Genomic DNA, 20,021 nt, shown 5'->3' on the forward strand with positions numbered 1-20,021 from the left:
CCGCACCGCGGAGCGTTCCCGCCAAGGGCGGACGGGCGGGGCCCTTCTATACGCGGGCTCGAAAGGGGTCCACCCGCGGAGCCGGCTTGCGTCCGTACGGGACTCAGCCATGCGTCCGTGCGGACTCAGCGCGCGGGAGTGGCCGCCGCCAGCAGTCGGCCTTCGGCATACGTGTGGGCGGCGACGGGCAGCTCGGCCGCGCGGCCGCTCAGGATGACCGTCAGGCCGCCTTCCGTGCCGGTGCCGGGTCCCGCGGATTCTCCGGTCCTGCGCAGCGCCTGGGCGGCGACCGCTCCGGCGGAGCCGTGCAGGACCAGGGGCGGCATGTCCGGCTGCTGCACGGCCGCGCGAATGCGCTCGCCGACCAGCTCGTAATGGGTGCAGCCCAGGACGACGGCCCTTACATCACGCGGGGTGAGGGCCGCCGCCGCGGCGACCGCCCGGTCGATGGCCGCCTCGTCGGCGGACTGCACGGCGTCCGCGAGACCGGGGCAGGGCACCTCGGTGACACCGACGCCGCCTGCGAACTCCTCGATGAGGGCGCGCTGGTAGGGGCTTCCGGTGGTGGCGGGAGTGGCCCAGATGGCGATGGGGCCGCCGCCCGCCGCGGCCGGCTTGATCGCCGGCACGGTCCCGATGACGGGCAGGCCGGGTTCGAACCGGGCGCGCAGGGCGGGCAGGGCGGACACGGACGAGGTGTTGCAGGCCACGATCAGCGCGTCGGGGTGGTGCGCGGCGGCCGCCTCCGCGATGGCGAGCGAGCGCTCCGTGACGTCCTCGGCGGTGCGCGGCCCCCAGGGCAGCCCGTCGGGGTCCGACGACAGGATGAGATCGGCGTCCGGCCGCAGACGGCGTACCGCCACCGCGGCGGGGAGCAGGCCGATACCGGAGTCAATGAGCGCGATCTTCACCCGGTCACCATAGTCGATCGCCCTCCGGCGCCCGGCGCCGTGGGGCAGACTGCGGCGGATGAGCGCCGTTGTGTGGACCGCCGCCGCATCGCTTGCCGCCTGGCTGTGGCTGCTGTTGGGGCAAGGCTTCTTCTGGCGTACGGACCTGCGGCTGCCGCCTCGCCGCGATCCGGACGCCTGGCCCTCGGTCTGCGTCGTCGTCCCCGCCCGTGACGAGGCCGCCGTACTGCCCGAGAGCCTGCCCTCGCTGCTGGCCCAGGACTATCCGGGGCAGGCCGAGATCTTCCTTGTCGACGACGGGAGTTCGGACGGCACGGGCGAGCTGGCCCGCGCCCTGGCCGATCGCCACGGAGGCCTCCCCCTGACCGTCGGCTCACCGGGAGAGCCGCCGCCGGGCTGGACCGGCAAGCTGTGGGCCGTACGGCACGGCATCGGCCTGGCACGCGCGCGTGCACCCCGGTATCTGCTGCTCACCGATGCGGACATCGCCCATGAGCCGGACAGTCTGCGGGAGTTGGTCGCGGCGGCGGAGACGGCCGGGTTCGACCTTGTCTCGCAGATGGCACGGCTGCGCGTCGCGAGCATGTGGGAGCGGCTCGTGGTCCCGGCGTTCGTGTACTTCTTCGCGCAGCTCTACCCGTTCCGCTGGATCGCCGAGAAGGGCTCGCGCACGGCCGCGGCGGCCGGCGGCTGCGTCCTGGTGAGCACGGCGGCAGCCGAGCGCGCGGGGATCCCCGACTCCATCCGCCACGCGGTGATCGACGACGTGACGCTGGCCAGGGCGGTGAAGCGCTCCGGCGGCCGGATCTGGCTGGGGCTCGCGGACCGCGTCGACAGCGTGCGCCCCTATCCCGGGCTCGGCGACCTCTGGCGGATGGTCTCGCGCAGCGCCTACGCCCAACTGCGCCACCACCCCCTGATCCTGCTCGGTACGGTCCTGGGGCTCGCCCTGATCTACCTGGTCCCCCCTGTCGCGCTGCTCGGCGGGCTGGTCACCGGCAGCGCGGTGCCCGCCGTGCTCGGCGGGATCGCGTGGCTGGTGATGACGGCGACGTACATCCCGATGCTGCGCTACTACCGGCAGACGCTCTGGCTCGCTCCCCTGCTGCCGTTCACCGCTTTCCTCTACCTCCTCATGACGGTGGATTCGGCGGTGCAGCACTACAGGGGGCGCGGCGCGGCGTGGAAGGGGCGGACGTACGCCCGCCCCGACCCCGCTCCCGAACAGCGCTGAAGACGGGTTACTTCCTGCCGGGCGTCCAGTTCATGCCCCAGCCGTACGCGTAGTCGATGGTGCGCTGCGGGCTCACGCCGCGCTCGGGCACCAGGTAGCGGGCCTCGCGCTGGACGAAGAGGTCGCCGTTGTTGTTCGTGATCAGCGCGAGCGCGCAGACCGTGGAGGGCACCGTGCACTCGTCCAGCGAGAAGTCGATGGAGGCGCCGTGCTGCGGCTGCAGGGTCACGGTGGCGCTCAGGTCGGCGAAGCTGCGCGCGCCTTCGTAGATCGTCACGAAGATGACGATGCGCTTGAAGTCATTGATGTGGTTGAGGTTGACCGTGAGGTTCTCGCCGCTGGCCACGGCTCCGGTGCGGTCGTCGCCGTCGAGCAGCAGGTAGGGGGGCTGGTCCAGCGCTCCGAAGGCGTTGCCGAGCGCCTGGACGACGCCCTTGCGGCCGTCGGCCAGTTCGTACAGCGCGCACAGGTCCAGGTCGAGGTCCGCGTGCATCGCCACGGCCCGGCCCAGCTTGCTCGCCCAGCCCTTGAACTGCTTGCGCACCTCCCAGTTGAGGTTCACGCGCATCGCGCCGGACGTGCCGCCCTGCTTGGTGAGCGAGACGGACGGGGCTTCCTTGGTGAGCGTGACCTTGGAGAGCCGCACGGGCGGGCCCGCGGGAGCGGGGGCCTGGGCGGGCGGCGGCGGGGCCTGGACGGGGGCGGGAGCCACCGGAGCCGACGCGGGGGCCGGCGGGGGCTGCACCGCGGCCGGGGCGGGCGCCGCTGCCTGCTGCGGTTCGTCCACCGAGATCCCGTAATCGGTGGCCAGGCCCTGGAGTCCGCTGCCGTACCCCTGCCCGACGGCGCGGAACTTCCACGCGCCCTGGCGGCGGTAGAGCTCGCCGAGGACGAACGCCGTCTCCACCGTCGCGTCCTCGCTGTCGTAGCGCGCGATCTCGGCGCCGTTCGCCGCGTCGACGACCCGGACGAAGAGGCCGGGGACCTGCCCGAAGGTGCCGCCGTCCGTCGAGGCGGCCAGCACCACGGTCTCGACGGCGGGCTCCACGCGCGCGAGGTCCACCACGAGCGCGTCGGTCACCCGGCCGCCGTCGCTCTTCTTGCCCTCGTGGCGCACCGCGCCGGAGGAGTGGACCGCCTGGTTGTAGAAGACGAAGTCGTCGTCCGAGCGGACCTTTCCGGACGTGGCGAGCAGCAGGGCCGACGCGTCGGCGTCCGGCACCCCGGCCCCTGAAGCCCAGCCCAGTTCGACGCGCACGGCAGGTGCCGGCACGGGAACATTTGATCCTTTAGGCATTGTCATGTCCGCCCCCATCGCAAGTTCACGTCCGGCCCGCCGCCGTCCCGTTCATGACCAACCTATTACCCGGACGCCCGGGAGGCCCATGGCCACCGCGGACACCCCGCCGCACGGCCCGGACGTCAACCGTGCGTCAACCAGCGGTAACCCGTACGGAGCTTGGCTTTTACAGGATCCCTACGCCGCCGCGCGACCGATTTTTCCTAAGTTCGCTCGCATTGGGGATGTCAGGTCACTACCGACACGTAAAACAACCCTCTTATCGGTCTCCCCAACCAGCACATCAAGGGCTTAACTTATGTGTCATGACCTCCCCCCGCTCCACCTATGGCGGCGGTTACTACTCCGCGCCGTCCTTCCCGGACACTCCGATCTACGACTCCCTTGTCGCCGAGCGGGGTACTCCTCAGATCGCCCCGATCCGGGTCCCCGCCATGTACGACACGGGCAATCACCACCTGCCCGCGCTCCCGGCCGCCCTGCCCGCGCTGCCGGCTGCCCCGTCCCACCACAACCCCGCGTACGGCTACGCGCAGCAGCCCGCACCGCTGCAGCAGGCGCCCGCGCCGTACATCCCGCAGCAGCCATCGGCGCCGCGCGGATACCCGGGCCCGCAGCAACAACAGCGTCCCCCGGCCGGTACGGGCTACGAGGCCATGCGCCCCGCGGCACCCCGCCCCGCCCCGGCGACGTACGAGGATCCGTACAACCGCCCCTACCGCGGCTACTGATTCGCCCGCATGCGTCCCTGTCAGCGGCTGCTGGCAGGATGACGGCATGCCGAATCCAGCGCTGCACTCGATCCACTTCTACCCGCTCAAGGCGGTCGGGGGACACGCACCGCGTGAGGCCGTCGTCGAGCCCTGGGGGCTCGCGGGTGACCGACGGTGGATGCTGGTGGACAGCGCGGGACGACTCGTCACGCAAAGGCCTCATCCGAGGCTGGCGTTGGCCGCCGCCGAGCTCCTGCCCGGCGGCGGCATACGCATGTCCGCGCCCGGTCAGGAGCCGATGACGGTCGCCGTGCCGCCCTCCGGCGAGACCGTCATGGTGGAGATCTGGAAGGACAAGGTGCCGGCGGAGCCCGCCGACGCGGCGGCGCACGCCTGGTTCAGCGCCTATCTCGACGCGGACATCCGGCTGGTCCACCTCGACGACCCCGCCACCCGGCGCCCCATCGATCCCGCGTACGCCAAGGACGGCGAGACCGTCTCCTTCGCCGACGGGTATCCGCTGCTCCTGACCACGCTCGCCTCCCTCGACGCCCTGAACTCGCTCATCGCGCAGGGCGATCACTCCGACGAGGGTCCTCTCCCCATGAACCGTTTCCGGCCGAATGTGGTCGTGGACGGGACGGTGCCCTGGGCCGAGGACGACTGGTCGCGCGTCGCGATCGGCGAGGTCACCTTCCGGGTGGCCAAGCCGTGCGGTCGCTGTGTCGTGACCACCACCGACCAGCGGAGCGCCGAGCGCGGCAAGGAGCCGCTGCGGACGCTCGCCAGGCACCGGCGGTTCGGGGACCAGCTGGTCTTCGGTCAGAACCTGGTCCCGGAAACGACCGGATCGGTCCGGATCGGTGACCCGTTCACCGTCCTCGGCTGAGAGATCGGTTGAAGGGCTCCGACGAGGGGAACTCGAAGGCCGGGCATGGTCGTTGAGCGTGAAGGAGGAGGGTGATCTGCCTCTCTCTTTCTTCCCGCCGGCGCGTGGGCCGTGCCGTTCGTGGTTAAAACGGACGCGGAAGGGGGTGCGGGACTGTGCGAGCACTCGTCGGACTCTGGCGGTGGCGGCACAATCCGCTGCGCCGCAAGACCGACCTCGTCGAAGCCTGGGTGGCCTGTGTGGCCGTGCTGCTCATCGCCGTCGCCGCGCCACTGGCCGGCCTGGCGATCGGCGGCGCCTCGCGGGACGCCCTGCTGCAGTCGGTCCGGGACCAGCACAAGGCGCGTCACGAGGTCGCGGGCACGGTGATCAGGAAGGTGTCGAGACCCCCGGTCGACCCCGATCCCGAGACGTCCTCCGCACGTGACCGGCACAGCCGTGTGCTCGCCGAATGGACGGCTCCGGACGGCACGGCGCACTCCGGCACCGTGGTCGCCGCCCTCCGGTCCCCCGACCCCGGCGACCGCTTCCGGCTCTGGACGAACGAACACGGCCAGGTGGTCGGCCGCCCGCTGGACGACGCGACCGCGAGCACCCACGCGGCACTGGCCGGCATAGGCGCCGCCGTGGCGGTCGCCGGACTCGTCGAGGGCGTCAGGCGCATCGCCGTCTGGCGGATCGTCCTGCGGCGCTACGACCGCTGGGACCAGGCCTGGGACAGGGCAGGACCGGACTGGGGACGGACCGGCACCGGCTCCTGAGCCACCGGACGCCGGTCTTCCGACCCCTTCCGCGACCTGCTGAGCCCGTAAGGGACCGGCGATGACCAGGTGAGAGCCTGGCGATCGGGTCAACTCGCCCTCGCCCCGCGCGCTACGGTGGACCGGCCGAACTCTTCGGCGCCTTGCGCGAGGTCGTGAGGTCCCGCGTACGACAAGGTGGGGGCAGAGCAACTCCATGGCACAGGGCACGGTCCAGGTGACGCACACCGGCACCTCGCGATGGCGGCGCCGTACGGGCGACTACGCATCGCTCGCTGCCGCCTTGGAGGCCGCGAGCGACGGGGACGTGCTCACCATCGCCCCCGGCACGTACCGCGAGAACCTCGTCGTCCAGCGGGCGGTGACGCTGCGCGGCCCGGAGGGCTCCCCCGGCTCCGTCCGCATCGCACCCACCGACGGGGTGCCGCTCACCGTCCGCTCGTCCGCCGTGGTGCAGGACCTGCACGTCGAGGGGCAGGACTCGGCGGCGCCCGCGCTGCTCGTCGAGGACGGGGCGCCCGAACTCATCGACGTACGCGTGGTGACGCGTTCCGCGGCCGGCATCGAGGTGCGCGGCGGAGCACGCCCGACCGTCCGGCGCTGCACGGTCGACAACCCCGGCGGCATCGGCATCGCCGTCCTCGACGGCGGGGGCGGTGTCTTCGAGGAGTGCGAGGTCGTCTCGGCCGGGCAGTCGGGCATCGCCGTGCGCGGCGGCGCGCACCCCCGTCTCGAGCGCTGCCGGGTGCATCACGCATCCGGCGCGGGGCTCTCGGTGACCGGTGAGCACTCGGGGCTCGAGGCGATCGGCTGCGAGGTGTACGAGGTCAAGGGCTCGGGCGTGCAGATCACCGCGCGGGCGGCGGCCCATCTGACGGACTGCGACGTGCACCGCACGACCTCGGACGGCGTCACGCTCGACACGGACGCCGTGCTCACGCTCGCCGACTGCCGCATCCACGACATCCCGGAGAACGCGATCGACCTGCGTTCCCGCTCGGTGCTCACCCTGACCCGTTCCACCGTGCGGCAGTTCGGGCGCAACGGCCTCTCGGTGTGGGACCCGGGCACGCGCGTGGACGCCAACCAGTGCGAGATCCACGACAGCACGGGCGACTACCCCGCGGTGTGGGTCAGCGACGGGGCGACGGTCGTCCTGGAGTCCTGCCGGGTGCACGACGTGCCGGACGCGCTGTTCGTCCTGGACCGCGGCTCGCGCGCCGACGTCGTCGACAGCGACCTCTCCCAGGTGCGCAACACGGCGGTGTCCGTGAGCGACGGCGCGACGGCGCAGCTCGACGACTGCCGGATCCGCGAGGCCGCCACCGGCGCCTGGTTCCGCGACCACGGCAGCGGCGGCACCCTGGCCAACTGCACGGTCGACGGCGTCCAGACGGGCGTCATCGTCACCAAGGGCGCCGACCCCACCATCGAGCGCTGCACGGTCACCTCACCCGCTGAGGCCGGCTTCTACGTCTCCGCGGGCGGACGCGGCAGCCTGCACGGCTGCCGGGTGAACGACAGCGGCGGGTACGGCTTCCACGTCATCGACGGCTGCCGTACGACGCTGAAGAAGTGCCGTACGGAACGGTGTGCGCGCGGCGGCTTCGAGTTCGCCGAGGACGGTCCGCTCGTCGAGGACTGCACCAGCGACGAGAGCGGCGGGGTCCGGACCGGGGCGGCCACGGCGGCGACACCCCAGGGGGCCGCCCCCCAGACGGCCACGCAGTCCGTGGGGCTGCTCGGCACGATCCCCGGTCAGCGCACGGACCCGGAGCCCGCGAAGGCCACGGCCCCCGAGTCACCGTCCCGCTCGTCGAAGGACGTGCTCGGTGAACTCGACAAGCTGGTCGGCCTGGACAGCGTCAAGCGCGAGGTGCGCGCCCTCACGGACATGATCGAGGTCGGGCGGCGCAGGCAGCTGGCCGGGCTCAAGGCGGCCTCGGCGCGCCGCCATCTGGTGTTCACCGGCTCCCCCGGCACCGGCAAGACGACGGTGGCGCGGCTCTACGGCGAGATCCTGGCGTCGCTCGGCGTCCTGGAGAGCGGGCATCTCGTCGAGGTGTCGCGGGTCGACCTGGTGGGCGAGCACATCGGCTCGACGGCGATCCGCACCCAGGAGGCGTTCGACCGGGCGCGCGGCGGTGTGCTGTTCATCGACGAGGCGTACGCGCTCTCGCCCGAGGACTCCGGGCGTGACTTCGGCCGGGAGGCCATCGACACGCTGGTGAAGCTGATGGAGGACCACCGCGAGGCGGTGGTGGTGATCGTCGCGGGCTACACCGCGGAGATGAAGCGCTTCCTTTCCGTCAACCCCGGTGTGGCGTCCCGCTTCTCACGGACCATCACCTTCGGCGACTACGCCCCCGAGGAGCTGCTCCGGATCGTGGAGCAGCAGGCCGAGGAGCACGAGTACCGCCTCGACACGGGGACGGGCGAGGCCCTCCTGAAGTACTTCACGGCGCTTCCGAAGGGCCCCGCGTTCGGCAACGGCCGCACCGCGCGCCAGACGTTCGAGGCGATGGTGGAGCGGCACGCGGGGCGGGTCGCCCAGTTCGAGGAGCCGAGCACGGACGATCTCACCCTGCTGTATCCGGAGGATCTGCCGGAGCTGCCCTGACCGGTTCGGCGGGCCCGGCGGTTTCGTCGGCCTCGTCGGCCTGGGGGCGCGGGCCGGGCACGGCGGGCTTGAGCCGGGCGAGCAGCCGGGCGCGCTCCTCGGCGAAGGCCGGGTCGGCCTGGTAGTCGGAGTGGCCCAGGATCGGTGCGGGCAGCGGGTGTTCCTCCGTGCGGCCGTAGACCAGCGGGTCCTTGAGTGCGGCGCGGTCGACCTGCGGTCCTTTGTCGCCGGTGACGACCCGGACGGGGCCGCCGATCGGGTCGGTGGCGCGGTGCAGGTTGCGCCAGCAGTCGACCTCGCGGTGCAGCGAGCCGAGGGCGGCCGGGCCGAAGTGCGCCGGGAACCACCGGCCGTAGAGGCGCTCCAGAGGTGAGCCGTAGGTGAGGAGGGCGACCCTCTTGCGGACGGAGGGCCACAGCTGCCAGGCGGCCGCGGCGGCCAGGACGCTGCCCTGCGAGTGGCCGGAGATGACGAGCCTGCCGCCCGTGGCGCGCGTCGCGCGGGTCCAGGTGTGCATGCGCCAGGTGAGGTCGGGCACGGCGCGCTCGGCGTAGCAGGGCGGTGCGAAGGGGTGGGCGGCGCGCGGCCAGAAGGTGCCGACGTCCCAGAGGATGCCGATGGTGCGGCGCGCGGATTTGTCGCGGTAGGCGCGGCGGCCCCAGGTGACGAACAGTATGAAGCCGAAGCCGATCAGCCAGGAGCCGAGCGCCTGCGAGGTCTCGACCGCTCCTTCGAAGAAGAGGGGAAGTCCCTGCGCGGCCTCGCTCGGGACCTTCTCGCTCACCCAGGCGCCCACCAGCGCTCCCGCACCGAGCAGCAGCGTCACCGCCGAGGTGATGCCCACCAGGAGGGGGGCCCGGTCGGTGAGGGCGGCACGCGCGCGCGTGCCCGCGATGCGGCGGCTGCGGGCCGTGTCCTTCGGCTCGCCGGGGTACTCCAGCGGGATGGTCGGCCGGTCGCGGCGTGCCCGCCGCCAGGTGCGGACGCCGAGCCAGCCGCAGAGCGCCGCGACGACCACCAGGAGGGGCGGGATGACCGACGCCTGCCAGGTCAGGAGTACGGGCGGGCCGTCGATGGAGCCGCCGGAGCCGGGCTCCCCCGCGCCGTCGAGCCAGTCGGCGACGCGCTGGGCGCCGCCTCCGGACATCACCCCGCCGAGCGCGCAGGCCAGCATGGCGACGGCGGGGCCCGCGAAGCCCCGCAGGGCGGTGCGCGGGTCGGGGGCCGTGCGGTAGAGGACGCGTGCGACCACCGCGAGGGCGATGACCAGGAGCCCCTGGACGAGGGCGATGCCGCCGAAGGTCGCGTTGCCCGGCAGCCTGCCCTCGGAGGTCCAGTCGGGGCGTGACCACCCGGCGTACAGGAGCGTCAGGACGAGCAGGGCGAGCGCGCCCAGGGGCAGCCTGCGGATCAGTTTCTGGTCGAGGTGTCGGTCGAGCTTGTTCTCGCTGCGGCCCCTGCGCCAGACCACCAGGACGACGATGCCGCCGCCCAGGACCATCGCCACGGCGAGGATCCACCCGATGGCGTCGAGCAGCGCGGACCCGCCGGTGCGCCGGTCGTGGCGCGCGGCCGACGCGCCGACCGCGGCGGCCACCGTGAGGAATCCGGCGGCCGTGTGCGCGGCGCGCAGGCGGGCCACCAGGCGCCGCCCGTACCAGAAGCCGGGCTTGCCGAGCGCGGTGCGCCCGGGCTCCTCCTCGGGGTCGGACTGGTGGGGCAGCGGCGTCTGGGACTCGTACGCGCTCCAGGTGCGCTGGGACAGGTACCAGAGCAGGCCGGTGAGTGCGGCGGGCAGCACGGCGGCGAAGGCGAGGCGGCGGCCCGGCTGGCTCCACCAGCCGCCGTGCCCGGAGGCGTCGGTCGCGAGGAAGCCGAGCCAGGAGCGGTCGGCGGCGCACGCGGGGGTGCCCGCGCACTGCCAGGCGGTCAGGTCGATGGCGACCTCGCAGGCGGCGGCGACGAGCAGGACGGTGAGGGTCAGTCCGGTCAGGCGCACCAGGAGGCCGTACATCCGGACGGTCCTGCGCATGCGCCTGGACGTCGGGCGCATCCAGTGCGCGAGGTTGATCACCATGAACGGCAGCAGCAGGAGCCAGAGGGCCCGCGAGCCGTTCCCGGAGGTGAGGTTGCACCAGACGTACGCCTCAGGGACCGGCTTGCCCCGGTAGTCGTCCGGGCGCTTCTCGGCGTCGGCGTCCTCGGTGCGGCGGAACACGGCCGCCGTCTCGTCGCCGGAGACCCGGACGGTCCTGGGATCGCCCAGCATCTCCTCGGGTGTGGTGCCCCCCACTCCATGGACGAGGAGTTCGAGAGCCGTCTCTTCTCTCTGGTCAGCTGCCACTGTTCGCTTCCCCCGATGTGCGCGTGGTCAGGCCTCAAGGATCTCCGCTCCCGGACCCGTCCACACCTGCCCTCACGTAATCTCCCCGTTCCGGGTGAGCGCACGGAATCGGGCGGTGGGCCGTCTGTCGGCGGCGCATGCGAGGATGAGGCAGCGCGATGGACGGGCGCGACGGGTGTGACGAGGCAGAAGGGCCGGGACGGACGTGAGTGAGAATCAGAACCTCCTCGCGGAGCAGCGCCGCGCCTTGATCCTCGATGAGGTACGCCGCCGGGGCGGGGTCCGTGTCAATGAACTGACCCGCAAGCTGGGTGTGTCGGACATGACGGTCCGCCGCGACCTCGACGCCCTCGCCCGCCAGGGAGTCCTGGAGAAGGTGCACGGCGGCGCCGTCCCGGTCGTCGAGGCGAGCACGCACGAGCCGGGTTTCGAGGCCAAGTCGGGCCTGGAGCTGAACGCCAAGGAGGACATCGCGCGCACCGCGGCTTCCCTGGTGGCGCCTGGTACGGCGATCGCGCTCTCCGGCGGCACGACGACGTATGCGCTGGCCCACCATCTCCTGGACGTGCCGGACCTGACGGTGGTGACGAACTCGGTGCGGGTCGCGGATGTCTTCCACTCCGCGCAGCGCACCTCGGGCCAGCGTCAGGGCGCGGCCACCGTCGTCCTCACGGGCGGGGTGCGCACTCCGTCGGACTCGCTGGTCGGTCCGGTCGCCGACCAGGCGATCGGCGCGCTGCACTTCGATGTGCTCTTCCTGGGTGTGCACGGCATATCGGCGGAGGCCGGTCTGTCCACGCCGAATCTCGCCGAGGCGGAGACCAACCGGCGTCTGGTGCAGTCGGCGCGGCGGGTCATCGTGGTCGCCGACCACACCAAGTGGGGCACGGTGGGCCTCAGTTCGTTCGCCTCCCTGGAGCAGGTCGACACGCTCGTGACCGATGCGGGTCTGCCCGCGGAGGCGCGGACGGAGATCTCCGAGCATCTGCGGCGCCTGGTGGTCACGGGCGAGCCGGAGGAGCCGGGGGCCGACGAGCAGGGCGAGAGCGTCGGGCGCGCGGGGAACGCCGGGAGCACCGCAGACATCTGACGGCTCGCCAGCTATGGTGACGGTCCCGGTCAACGACCTGATGCCGCTTGGGGGCTGAGTGCGATGGCACGCCGACTGAGGCCCGTGGGGCTGGAGTTCACCGAGTCCGCTCCGTTGCGTCTGGTCTTCGCCCGCGAGGTGAGCGCGTCGCCGGAGGCGGTGTACCGCGCCCTCGCCGACGACACCACCGACTGGCCCGAGTGGTTCTCCGCGGTCACGCTCTGCCGGCCCACCGACGGCGCGGAGGGCGGCAGGGGCCGCGAGGTCCGCCTCAAGGGCGGCACGCGCTTCTGGGAGACGGTCGTCGCCGCCGAAGCACCGAAGCGGTACGCCTACCGCGTCGATGAGTCGAACACCCCGGGCCTGCGCGCCCTGCTCGAAGAGTGGCGGCTCACCCCGGCCGGCGCCGGCACCCGTGTGCAGTGGACGTTCGCCGCGGACGGACCCGCCGCGCTCCGCCTCGCCCTGAAGCTCGGCAGGCCGGGCCTCGGCCGCGCCTTCCGTGACGCCGTCACCACCCTCGAACGGCGCCTCGCCGCGGCCAACACCTGAGCGCTGAAAGGGTGTTGGGGGCCTAGGTCCAGGTGCCGTTCGCGAGGAGCGACTTGATGGCGGCCGCGTACGGCGTGATGTCCAGCCCCTGTTCGGCCAGCCACGCGTCCGAGTAGTACTTGTCCAGATAGCGGTCGCCCGGGTCGCAGATGAGCGTGACGACACTACCGGTGCGGCCCTCGGCCACCATCTCGGCGACGATCTTCAAGGAGCTCCACAGGCCGGTGCCGGTCGAGCCGCCCGCCTTGAGGCCGATCGCCTGCTCCAGGGCTCGTACGGCTGCGACGCTCGCCGCGTCCGGCACCTTCATCATGCGGTCGATGGCGCCGGGCACGAAGCTCGGCTCCATCCGCGGCCTGCCGATGCCCTCGATGCGGGATCCGCAGTCGCTGGTGGCGTCCGGGTCGTGGTTGGTCCAGCCGTCGAAGAAGCACGAGTTCTCGGGGTCGGCGACGCAGATCCGGGTGTCGTGCTGCATGTAGTGGACGTAGCGGGCGATGGTCGCCGACGTGCCGCCGGTGCCCGCCGTGGCGACGATCCACGCGGGCTCCGGATAGCGCTCCAGCCTCATCTGCTGGTAGATCGACTCGGCGATGTTGTTGTTGCCCCGCCAGTCGGTCGCCCGCTCCGCGTAGGTGAACTGGTCCATGTAGTGACCGCCGGTCTCGACGGCGAGGGCAGCCGACTCGGCGTACATCGTGCGTGAGTCGTCCACGAAGTGACACTGGCCGCCGTGGAATTCGATCAGTCGGCACTTCTCGGCGCTCGTCGTGCGGGGCATCACCGCGATGAAGGGCACGCCGATCAGCTTCGCGAAGTACGCCTCGGAGACGGCCGTCGAGCCGCTGGAGGCCTCGATGACCGGGCGCCCCGGCCGGATCCAGCCGTTGCAGAGGCCGTAGAGGAAGAGTGAGCGGGCGAGACGGTGCTTGAGGCTGCCGGTCGGATGGGTCGACTCGTCCTTGAGATACAGGTCGATGCCCCACTGTTCCGGCAGCGGGAAGCGCAGCAGGTGCGTGTCGGCGGAACGGTTGGCGTCGGCCTGCACCTTGCGTACGGCTTCTTTGAGCCAGGCCCGGTACTCCGCGTCGCTGCGGTCCACGTCGAGCGTGGTCGTCGGCTCGTCGGCCTGATCCTGCTGTGTGGTGCTCACCGCGCGGCTCCTTGGTGTCAACCGGGCCGCGCTCGGAGCGGGCCGGACACCTCGATCATAAGCACCTTCCACACGCTTCTCACCTGCATAAACACACCTTTGAGCACCTCAAAGGCACACCTGGCGCAGCCGACTGACACAGCGACACGGCACACTGGGAAGGGGACCGCGTCCACGTATGACCACGTCTTCATACGCACTGGTGCTCGCCGTCAGGTGCGTGCAGACTGCACCGCACGGGAAGGCGGTCCCGTACGGAACGAATCATCGAAGCGCTCAAGGGGGCGGAACGTCATGGCGGAGCCGGAGTTCACGGCCACAGGCGTGCGGATCGGACGACGGCTGCGCTCTCTCACCCGGGCGGGTCAAATCCGTATCACCGACGGCAGGTTCGAGCTACTGACCAGTTATGGCAGGGAGATCGACAGCGCGCCCGTGCAGACGGTCCGGGCCGGCAAGCCGTGGTTCGCCGCCGACGACCGGGCCCTTGCCGAACTGAACGGGACGCGCTACCGGCTCACCCTCGCCGACCATGAACCGGCGCCCGGCAAAGCAGGTCCGCCCACGGTGCGCAAGTTCATCGACGCGGTGCGCCGGGCCAAAGGCCGCATGGCACGCGCCTGAGGAGCTCTCGCGGTCCCGGCCGGAGCGGTGCGAGTTGCACGCCCGCACCCCCTGAGTCACTCTGGTCTCACATCACTCTGGGTTCACCGGCGATGACGCTGCGAACCAGCCCGTCGGCCACGAACAGCGGCCGGCAGACCCCGCGGCCGCTGCTGGATCCGATCGTCGTCCTCTTCCGGACCGCAATTCGGGGAGCCGCAGCCGTGATCAGCCAGCCAAGCAGATATTGCACGGTAGAGCTTCAGGCTCTGCCGTCCCGGATCGGCCAGGTGCGCAGAATCGTATCTGCACAGTTGCGCTACTGGCATCTCGATCCGTTGATAGATCAGGCCGCGCTCGGTGTGACCGAGCTCCTGACCAACGTGCACCGGCACGCACAGCCGGACAAGGTGTGCACCGTGGAGATCGAGCTGCTGCTCGACCGCCTCACGGTCTCCGTGCACGACCACGACCCCCGCCTGCCCGAGGTGCACGACGCGGAGCCGTTCGAGACCGGCGGTCGCGGGCTCGCCATGATCGCCGCGGTCAGCGAGAGCTGGGGCGTACGCCCCCACGGCGACACGGGCAAGGTCGTCTGGTTCACCCTCCCGGCCCCCGCGTCCGCCGTCGCACTGCCGTCCACCTACCCGGTGTACAGCGCGGCCACGGCGGGTCCCTTCGCGGACCTGGGTATCGGGCCGAAGTCCCTCGCCGACGGGCATGCGCCCGGACACACTCCCGCCCGGTCGGCCGTTGTCGGCTGACCGGGCGGTGACAGGCTCCGTGGAGCGGGCGGCCTTCGTCACTCGGTGGCGATGGCACGCAGCACGTCCAGGCGTGCGGCCCGCCGTGCCGGACGCAGACCCGCGAGGGCTCCCGCCGTCAGGCCCACCAGGACGACCACCGCAAGCTGTACGGGCGGCACCGCGAACGCGAAGGCACTGCTCGTCGCGCCGTCCGACGCCTTGACGAGCACCCAGCCGAGGAACCCGCCGAGCACCAGGCCACCGGCCGTGCCGAAGGCGGCGACCAGCACCGACTCCCAGCGGACCATGGCCCGCAGCTGCGCCCTGGTCTGTCCGACGGCACGCAACAGGCCCAGCTCGCGGGTCCGTTCGTGGATGGCGAGGGTCAGCGTGTTGGCGATGCCGAGCAGGGCGATCAGGACGGCGAGCGCGAGCAGGGCGTAGACCAGCGTGAGCATCATGTCGATGCCGCCCGCCGCGGACTGCGCGTACTCACCCCGCGTCTGCACATCCGGATTGCCGTACTCCTGGGCGACCTTGGAGACGGCGGCCTTGCCGTCGGCCGCGCTCACGCCGTCCTTGAAACTGACGGACACGAGACTGTCGGCGTCCTGCATGCGGTGCGGCGCCCAGGCTTCCCGGGTGATGACGTAGTCCCCGGCGAGCTCCGACCGGCCGTACAGCGCGCGGACGGTGAACGTGGCCTTCTTGCCGTCGGCGAAGGCGAGCTCGGTGGTCGAACCGACCTTCAGGTCCTGCTTCTCGGCCTCCTCGCGGGTGATCGCGATGCCGTTGGTGCCGAGGCCGTCCAGCGATCCGTCGACCGTGCCGAGGTCGAAGGACTTGGCGAAGGGACCCGGGTCGGTGACCGTCAGGGCACGCCCTTCCCCGTCGACCTCCGCCGTGCCCTTGCCGAGGCCGACCGCCGTCGAGACCTCCGGCCGCTCGGCGAGCGCGGGGGCCAGCTTGGGGCTGAGTCCACTGCCGCCCGCGCCGAAACCGGGGGTGCTGATGGCGAGGTCACCGGCGAAGGACCGGTTCACCGTCTGGTCCATGGTCGCCTTCAGAGAGGCGCCGAAGACCGTGAACAGCGAGACGACGGCGACGCCGATCATCAGAGCGCTCGCGGTGGCGGCGGTCCGCTTGGGGCTGCGCAGGGCGTTGCGGCGGGCGAGTCCACCCGTGACACCGCGCAGCCGGTCGAGGGGCCCGCCGAGAATGCGTACCGCCCGCGAGGACGCGACCGGCCCCAGCACCACGAACGCGACGAGCGCGAGGACCGCCCCGGCTCCGGCCAGCCACACGGACGGGCTGACGAGGACGCCGGTCAGCGAGAGGCCGACGGCGGCGAGTGCGAGGACCGCGCCTGCGACGGCCCGGTTGCGTGAAGCCCCGGAGCGGTCGACCGCGGTTTCGCGCAGCGCGGCCAGGGGTGCGGTGCGCCCGGCGCGTACGGCGGGCAGCAGCGCGGACCCGAGACAGACGACGATGCCGACGGCCAGCGGCAGCAGCATCGACAGGCCGCTGATCACCAGGTCGCCCTCGGGGAAGGGGAATCCGATGGCCGGGAAGAGTGCCTGGAGCCCGGCCGCGATCCCGATGCCGCCCGCTAGGCCCGCCAACGACGCGGCCACGGCGACCACGCTCGCCTCGATCAGGGTGGCCGCGGTGACCTGCCGGCGCGAGGCGCCGAGCGCGCGCAGGAGGGCGTTCTCGCGGGTGCGCTGGGCGACGACGATCGCGAACGTGTTGTGGATGCTGAAGGTGGCGACGAGCAGCGCGATCCCGGAGAAGACCAGCAGGAAACTGGTGAAGAGCGTCAGGAACTGGCCGGAGATGTTGTCCGTGTTCTCCGCCGCCGACGCCTCGCCGGTGAGCGCCTCAACTCCCTTGGGGAGTACGGGACTCAGCGCGTCGACGAGTCCCTGTTCGCTCACGCCGGGCCCGGCCCGCACCTGAATGGACGCCGCCTCGCCGGGCTTCGGCGTCAGATACTTCTCGGCGTCGGCCTGCGTCATGCCGGTGAAGGTGGTCTGCGCCATGCCGTCCTCGCCGCCGAAGGTCGCGAGGCCCACGATCGTCACCTTCACGGGGTCGGGGGTGCGCAGCGTGGTCGTGTCGCCGATCTTCAGGTCACCGGAGTCGGCGGCGCCTCGGTTGACGACGACCTCCCCTGACTTGGCGGGGGCGCGACCCTCGGCCAGCTGGTAGGCGTTCAGCTCGGTGTCGCCGATCCAGTTGCCGGCGAGGGTGGGCGGGCCTTGGCCGCCGATGGGCTCCTTGTCCTTCCCCAGGAGCTGGCCCGCGCCCTGAATGCTGGGCGCGGCGGCGGCGACGCCGTGGGTCCGCTCGATCTTCTCGACGAGTGAGGTCTTGACGGGCTGCCGGGTGCCCTGGCTGTCGTCGGGGGTGGTGATGGCGGCGGCGCTGCGGACGACGGCGTCGGTGCCGCTCGTCGCGTTGCCGAACATCGTGTCGAAGCTGCCGCGCAGGGTGTCCCCCATGACGAGCGTGCCCGCCAGGAAGGCGACACCGAGCATGACCGCGAGAAACGTACCGACGAAACGACGCTTGTGTCCGCGGAGGGAGGAGAGGCTGATGCGGGCGGTCGCGGAGGCTGAGGCGGAGGGGGTGTCGCTGCGCCTGCCGGTGGGCGTGTTGCGGGAACTCATGATGGCGCTCCCTTGGTGTGGGACGTGGCACGGGGAGTGGACCCGGCGGCCGCGTTCGTGGCGGATCGGGGTGCAGCCCCGGCGGCCGCGCTCGTGGGGGTTCGGGGTTCAGCCCCGGCGGCCGCGCTCGTGGGGGTTTGGGCCTTGGTCCCGGCGGCTGTCTTCGCGTCGAAGGCCTTGAGCCGGTCGAGGACCTTGTCGGCGGTCGGGTCCGTCATGCGGTCCACGAGACGGCCATCGGCGAGGAAGACGACCTCGTCGGCGTGGGCGGCGGCCACCGGGTCATGGGTGACCATGACGACGGTGCGGTCCATCTGCCGCACGGCGCGGCCCAGAAGGCCCAGGACCTCCTCGCCGGAGCGCGAGTCGAGGTTGCCGGTCGGCTCGTCGGCGAAGACCACGTCGGGGCGGCCCGCGAACGCCCGTGCCACGGCAACGCGTTGCTGCTGTCCGCCCGAGAGCTCGGCGGGCCGGTGGTGAAGCCGGTCGCGCAGCCCCACCACATCGATGAGGGCATCGATCCACTCCGCTGACGCCCCGTCGGTACGGGCGGTGCGGGCGGTGCGGGCGGTGCGCCTTCCGGCGAGGTCCATCGGGAGCGTGATGTTCTCGGCCACGGTCAGCGTCGGCACCAGGTTGAACGCCTGGAAGACGAAGCCGATGCGCTCGCGGCGCAGCAGTGTGAGGCGGCGGTCGTCGAGCGCGCCCAGCTCGGTGTCGCCGATGTAGGCGGCTCCCGAGGTGAGGTTGTCGAGGCCCGCGGCGCAGTGCATCAGGGTGGACTTGCCCGAGCCCGACGGGCCCATGATGGCGGTGAAGCGCCCGGCGGGAAACCCGACGCTCACCCCGTCCAGGGCCCGCACGGCGGTGTCGCCACTGCCATGAACCTTGACGGCCTCGGTGACGCGGGCGGCATCGACGGTGGTGGCGTCGATGCCGCGGGTTCCCGTCGCGGTGATCATGCCGCACCGCCCTTGGAGGTACGGCCGAACTCCTCGTTCAGAACGGACAGCCGCCGCCAGTACTCGTCCTCGTCGATCTCACCGGAGGCGAAGCGACGGCCGAGCACGGCGATGGGCGACTGCTCGTCGACGCGTACGTTCCGCTCGCCGCCGTCCCGCTGCCACGGCGCCCGGCGGCCCCGCCACACGGTGCGGCGCAGGAGGGTGATGCCGCCGATCACGACAGCCGCCCAGATGAGCGGGAAGAACAGGATCCACGGGCCGGGCCCGCCGTCGAAGTGAGCCAGGGTGTTCATGGTGTCCATCTCCTCGGGAGCGATGTCTGCGGGGTCTTGGCGTGTGGTTTGCGCGGGGGCTGGGTCTCGGGTTCGGTCTTGCCGAGCCGACGCGGTGACTTGTGCGATGTATCGAGACTCGCGCTCCGAGGGGCCCAAGTCGTCGTACGGCCAGCGGCACTGCGCGTACCACCCGGGGAGTACGTGGGGGCTGCGGGGCTGCTCCCGGGGCGGGGTGAGCGGCGGGGGCGGGGTGAGCGGCCGGGCGCGGCGGGGCGGGGCGGGGCGGGGCGGGGTGAGCGGCCGGGCGCGGCGGGGCGGGGGCGAGGGCTGTACCTACTGGTATGTACGGCAAGTGCCGACCGGTGGGGGTGGCGGGGCGGCGGGTTGTACCTACTGGTACGTACGGCAATTGCCAGCCACCGGGCGGCAGGCGGCAGGCGGCAGGCGGCAGGCGGCAGGCGGCAGGCGGCAGGCCACGGATTGTACCTACTGGTCTGTACGGCTCACTCCGAGCGACCACCGCAGCTACCCCTCGAAGCCCACCCCCTCGGAGCCCGCCACCTAGACTTCTGTACCTACTAGTATGTACAGTGCGATCATGAGCACCCCGGAGCGTCTGATCGAATCCACCCGCGAACTGCTGTGGGAGCGCGGCTACGTCGGCACGAGCCCCAAGGCGATCCAGCAGCACGCGGGCGCCGGCCAAGGCAGCATGTATCACCACTTCACCGGCAAACCTGACCTGGCGCTCGCCGCGATCAGGCGTACGGCGGACGAGTTGCGCGCCACGGCCGAGGGCGTGTTGGGCGGTACGGGGTCGGCGTACGAACGCATCGAGGCGTATCTGCTGCGCGAGCGCGACGTCCTGCGCGGCTGCCCGGTCGGGCGGCTGACGATGGACCCCGACGTCATCGCGAGCGACGAACTGCGCGCGCCCGTCACCGAGACGCTCGACTGGCTGCGGGACCGGATCGCCGGAATCGTCGAAGAGGGCAAGCAGAGCGGCGAGTTCGCGGCCACGCTCGACGCGCAGGCGATCGCGGCGACAGTCGTCGCGACGGTCCAGGGCGGCTACGTGCTCGCCCGTGCCTCGGGGTCACCCGCGGCCTTCGATACCGGCGTGCGGGGATTGCTCGCCCTGCTGTTCGCCGCCACCAACCCTTCCGCGTAACCCAACTCTCCCGCGTATCCAA

At 71.9% G+C, this 20,021-nt stretch carries 17 protein-coding genes; 10 read left to right on the plus strand and 7 right to left on the minus strand.

The window, feature by feature from the left end; all coding sequences use genetic code 11:
• Positions 1-125: 125 nt before the first annotated feature.
• Positions 126-911, minus strand: a complete 786-nt coding sequence (locus AB0E78_RS32875; RefSeq protein ID WP_361840353.1) for an aspartate/glutamate racemase family protein — start codon at positions 909-911, stop codon at positions 126-128.
• Positions 912-969: 58 nt separating this feature from the next.
• Here AB0E78_RS32875 and AB0E78_RS32880 point away from each other — a divergent pair, with 58 nt between their 5' ends.
• Positions 970-2,145 carry a glycosyltransferase gene (locus tag AB0E78_RS32880; RefSeq protein WP_361840355.1) on the plus strand — a complete coding sequence of 392 codons (1,176 nt, stop codon included), beginning with the start codon at positions 970-972 and terminating at the stop codon, positions 2,143-2,145.
• Between the two features lie 7 nt (positions 2,146-2,152).
• Here AB0E78_RS32880 and AB0E78_RS32885 read toward each other — a convergent pair whose 3' ends face one another.
• A complete protein-coding gene (locus AB0E78_RS32885) occupies positions 2,153-3,460 on the minus strand; it encodes a TerD family protein (RefSeq protein ID WP_361840358.1) in 1,308 nt (435 codons plus the stop codon).
• 290 nt (positions 3,461-3,750) lie between these two features.
• Between AB0E78_RS32885 and AB0E78_RS32890 the strand changes: the two genes are divergently transcribed.
• The 4 genes from AB0E78_RS32890 (at position 3,751) to AB0E78_RS32905 (ending at position 8,428) form a co-directional block, all read left to right on the plus strand.
• Positions 3,751-4,176, plus strand: coding sequence for a DUF6643 family protein (locus tag AB0E78_RS32890; protein ID WP_361840361.1), 426 nt, complete (start codon positions 3,751-3,753; stop codon positions 4,174-4,176).
• Positions 4,177-4,222: 46 nt separating this feature from the next.
• The gene (locus tag AB0E78_RS32895) at positions 4,223-5,047 is read left to right on the plus strand and encodes an MOSC N-terminal beta barrel domain-containing protein (protein WP_361840363.1); all 825 of its coding nucleotides are present in this window, start codon (positions 4,223-4,225) and stop codon (positions 5,045-5,047) included.
• Between the two features lie 155 nt (positions 5,048-5,202).
• Positions 5,203-5,808, plus strand: coding sequence for a hypothetical protein (locus AB0E78_RS32900; protein WP_361840366.1), 606 nt, complete (start codon positions 5,203-5,205; stop codon positions 5,806-5,808).
• A 196-nt stretch (positions 5,809-6,004) separates the two neighbouring features.
• Positions 6,005-8,428 (plus strand): right-handed parallel beta-helix repeat-containing protein, encoded by a 2,424-nt coding sequence (locus AB0E78_RS32905; RefSeq protein WP_361840368.1) that lies wholly within the window; start codon positions 6,005-6,007, stop codon positions 8,426-8,428.
• On the opposite strand, the gene AB0E78_RS32910 is transcribed toward AB0E78_RS32905, so the two are convergent.
• Complete coding sequence (locus tag AB0E78_RS32910; RefSeq protein ID WP_361840533.1) at positions 8,388-10,697, minus strand: hypothetical protein; 2,310 nt, start codon at positions 10,695-10,697, stop codon at positions 8,388-8,390. The two genes, AB0E78_RS32905 and AB0E78_RS32910, sit on opposite strands and share 41 nt — an antisense overlap.
• Before the next feature lie 280 nt (positions 10,698-10,977).
• Here AB0E78_RS32910 and AB0E78_RS32915 point away from each other — a divergent pair, with 280 nt between their 5' ends.
• Positions 10,978-11,862 (plus strand): DeoR/GlpR family DNA-binding transcription regulator, encoded by an 885-nt coding sequence (locus AB0E78_RS32915; protein ID WP_361840371.1) that lies wholly within the window; start codon positions 10,978-10,980, stop codon positions 11,860-11,862.
• Between the two features lie 63 nt (positions 11,863-11,925).
• Positions 11,926-12,414 carry an SRPBCC family protein gene (locus AB0E78_RS32920; protein ID WP_361840373.1) on the plus strand — a complete coding sequence of 163 codons (489 nt, stop codon included), beginning with the start codon at positions 11,926-11,928 and terminating at the stop codon, positions 12,412-12,414.
• Positions 12,415-12,436: 22 nt separating this feature from the next.
• On the opposite strand, the gene AB0E78_RS32925 is transcribed toward AB0E78_RS32920, so the two are convergent.
• On the minus strand, positions 12,437-13,567 hold the full coding sequence (locus tag AB0E78_RS32925; protein ID WP_361840376.1) for a PLP-dependent cysteine synthase family protein: 1,131 nt from the start codon (positions 13,565-13,567) through the stop codon (positions 12,437-12,439).
• Positions 13,568-13,861: 294 nt separating this feature from the next.
• Between AB0E78_RS32925 and AB0E78_RS32930 the strand changes: the two genes are divergently transcribed.
• Both AB0E78_RS32930 and AB0E78_RS32935 read left to right on the plus strand, forming a co-directional pair.
• Entirely contained in the window at positions 13,862-14,191 is a 330-nt protein-coding gene (locus AB0E78_RS32930) for a hypothetical protein (protein WP_361840379.1), read from the plus strand.
• Between the two features lie 203 nt (positions 14,192-14,394).
• On the plus strand, positions 14,395-14,934 hold the full coding sequence (locus AB0E78_RS32935; RefSeq protein ID WP_361840381.1) for an ATP-binding protein: 540 nt from the start codon (positions 14,395-14,397) through the stop codon (positions 14,932-14,934).
• 38 nt (positions 14,935-14,972) lie between these two features.
• Here AB0E78_RS32935 and AB0E78_RS32940 read toward each other — a convergent pair whose 3' ends face one another.
• Genes AB0E78_RS32940 through AB0E78_RS32950 form a run of 3 tightly spaced genes read right to left on the minus strand, consistent with a single transcriptional unit; the run spans position 14,973 to position 18,846 of the window.
• Positions 14,973-17,588 (minus strand): FtsX-like permease family protein, encoded by a 2,616-nt coding sequence (locus AB0E78_RS32940; protein ID WP_361840383.1) that lies wholly within the window; start codon positions 17,586-17,588, stop codon positions 14,973-14,975.
• Positions 17,585-18,550, minus strand: coding sequence for an ABC transporter ATP-binding protein (locus tag AB0E78_RS32945; RefSeq protein WP_361840386.1), 966 nt, complete (start codon positions 18,548-18,550; stop codon positions 17,585-17,587). Before AB0E78_RS32945 ends, AB0E78_RS32940 begins: the two co-directional genes overlap by 4 nt.
• On the minus strand, positions 18,547-18,846 hold the full coding sequence (locus AB0E78_RS32950) for an SHOCT domain-containing protein (protein ID WP_361840389.1): 300 nt from the start codon (positions 18,844-18,846) through the stop codon (positions 18,547-18,549). The genes AB0E78_RS32945 and AB0E78_RS32950 overlap by 4 nt, the downstream gene beginning before the upstream one ends.
• Positions 18,847-19,411: 565 nt before the next feature.
• On the opposite strand from AB0E78_RS32950, the gene AB0E78_RS32955 reads away from it, so the two are divergent.
• A complete protein-coding gene (locus AB0E78_RS32955; protein ID WP_361840391.1) occupies positions 19,412-19,999 on the plus strand; it encodes a TetR/AcrR family transcriptional regulator in 588 nt (195 codons plus the stop codon).
• The last annotated feature ends 22 nt before the right edge of the window (positions 20,000-20,021 follow it).

This window comes from Streptomyces sp. NPDC032198 (assembly GCF_040636975.1).
Classification (GTDB): domain Bacteria; phylum Actinomycetota; class Actinomycetes; order Streptomycetales; family Streptomycetaceae; genus Streptomyces.

Excerpts from the sequence above, each read along its gene's own strand:
- AB0E78_RS32880 (WP_361840355.1), top strand. The coding sequence starts at position 970 with ATGAGCGCCGTTGTGTGGACCGCCGCCGCATCGCTTGCCGCCTGGCTG.
- AB0E78_RS32885 (WP_361840358.1), bottom strand. The coding sequence starts at position 3,460 with ATGGGGGCGGACATGACAATGCCTAAAGGATCAAATGTTCCCGTGCCG.
- AB0E78_RS32890 (WP_361840361.1), top strand. The coding sequence starts at position 3,751 with ATGACCTCCCCCCGCTCCACCTATGGCGGCGGTTACTACTCCGCGCCG.
- AB0E78_RS32895 (WP_361840363.1), top strand. The coding sequence starts at position 4,223 with ATGCCGAATCCAGCGCTGCACTCGATCCACTTCTACCCGCTCAAGGCG.
- AB0E78_RS32905 (WP_361840368.1), top strand. The coding sequence starts at position 6,005 with ATGGCACAGGGCACGGTCCAGGTGACGCACACCGGCACCTCGCGATGG.
- AB0E78_RS32910 (WP_361840533.1), bottom strand. The coding sequence starts at position 10,697 with ATGCTGGGCGATCCCAGGACCGTCCGGGTCTCCGGCGACGAGACGGCG.
- AB0E78_RS32920 (WP_361840373.1), top strand. The coding sequence starts at position 11,926 with ATGGCACGCCGACTGAGGCCCGTGGGGCTGGAGTTCACCGAGTCCGCT.
- AB0E78_RS32930 (WP_361840379.1), top strand. The coding sequence starts at position 13,862 with ATGGCGGAGCCGGAGTTCACGGCCACAGGCGTGCGGATCGGACGACGG.
- AB0E78_RS32940 (WP_361840383.1), bottom strand. The coding sequence starts at position 17,588 with ATGAGTTCCCGCAACACGCCCACCGGCAGGCGCAGCGACACCCCCTCC.
- AB0E78_RS32945 (WP_361840386.1), bottom strand. The coding sequence starts at position 18,550 with ATGATCACCGCGACGGGAACCCGCGGCATCGACGCCACCACCGTCGAT.
- AB0E78_RS32950 (WP_361840389.1), bottom strand. The coding sequence starts at position 18,846 with ATGAACACCCTGGCTCACTTCGACGGCGGGCCCGGCCCGTGGATCCTG.
- AB0E78_RS32955 (WP_361840391.1), top strand. The coding sequence starts at position 19,412 with ATGTACAGTGCGATCATGAGCACCCCGGAGCGTCTGATCGAATCCACC.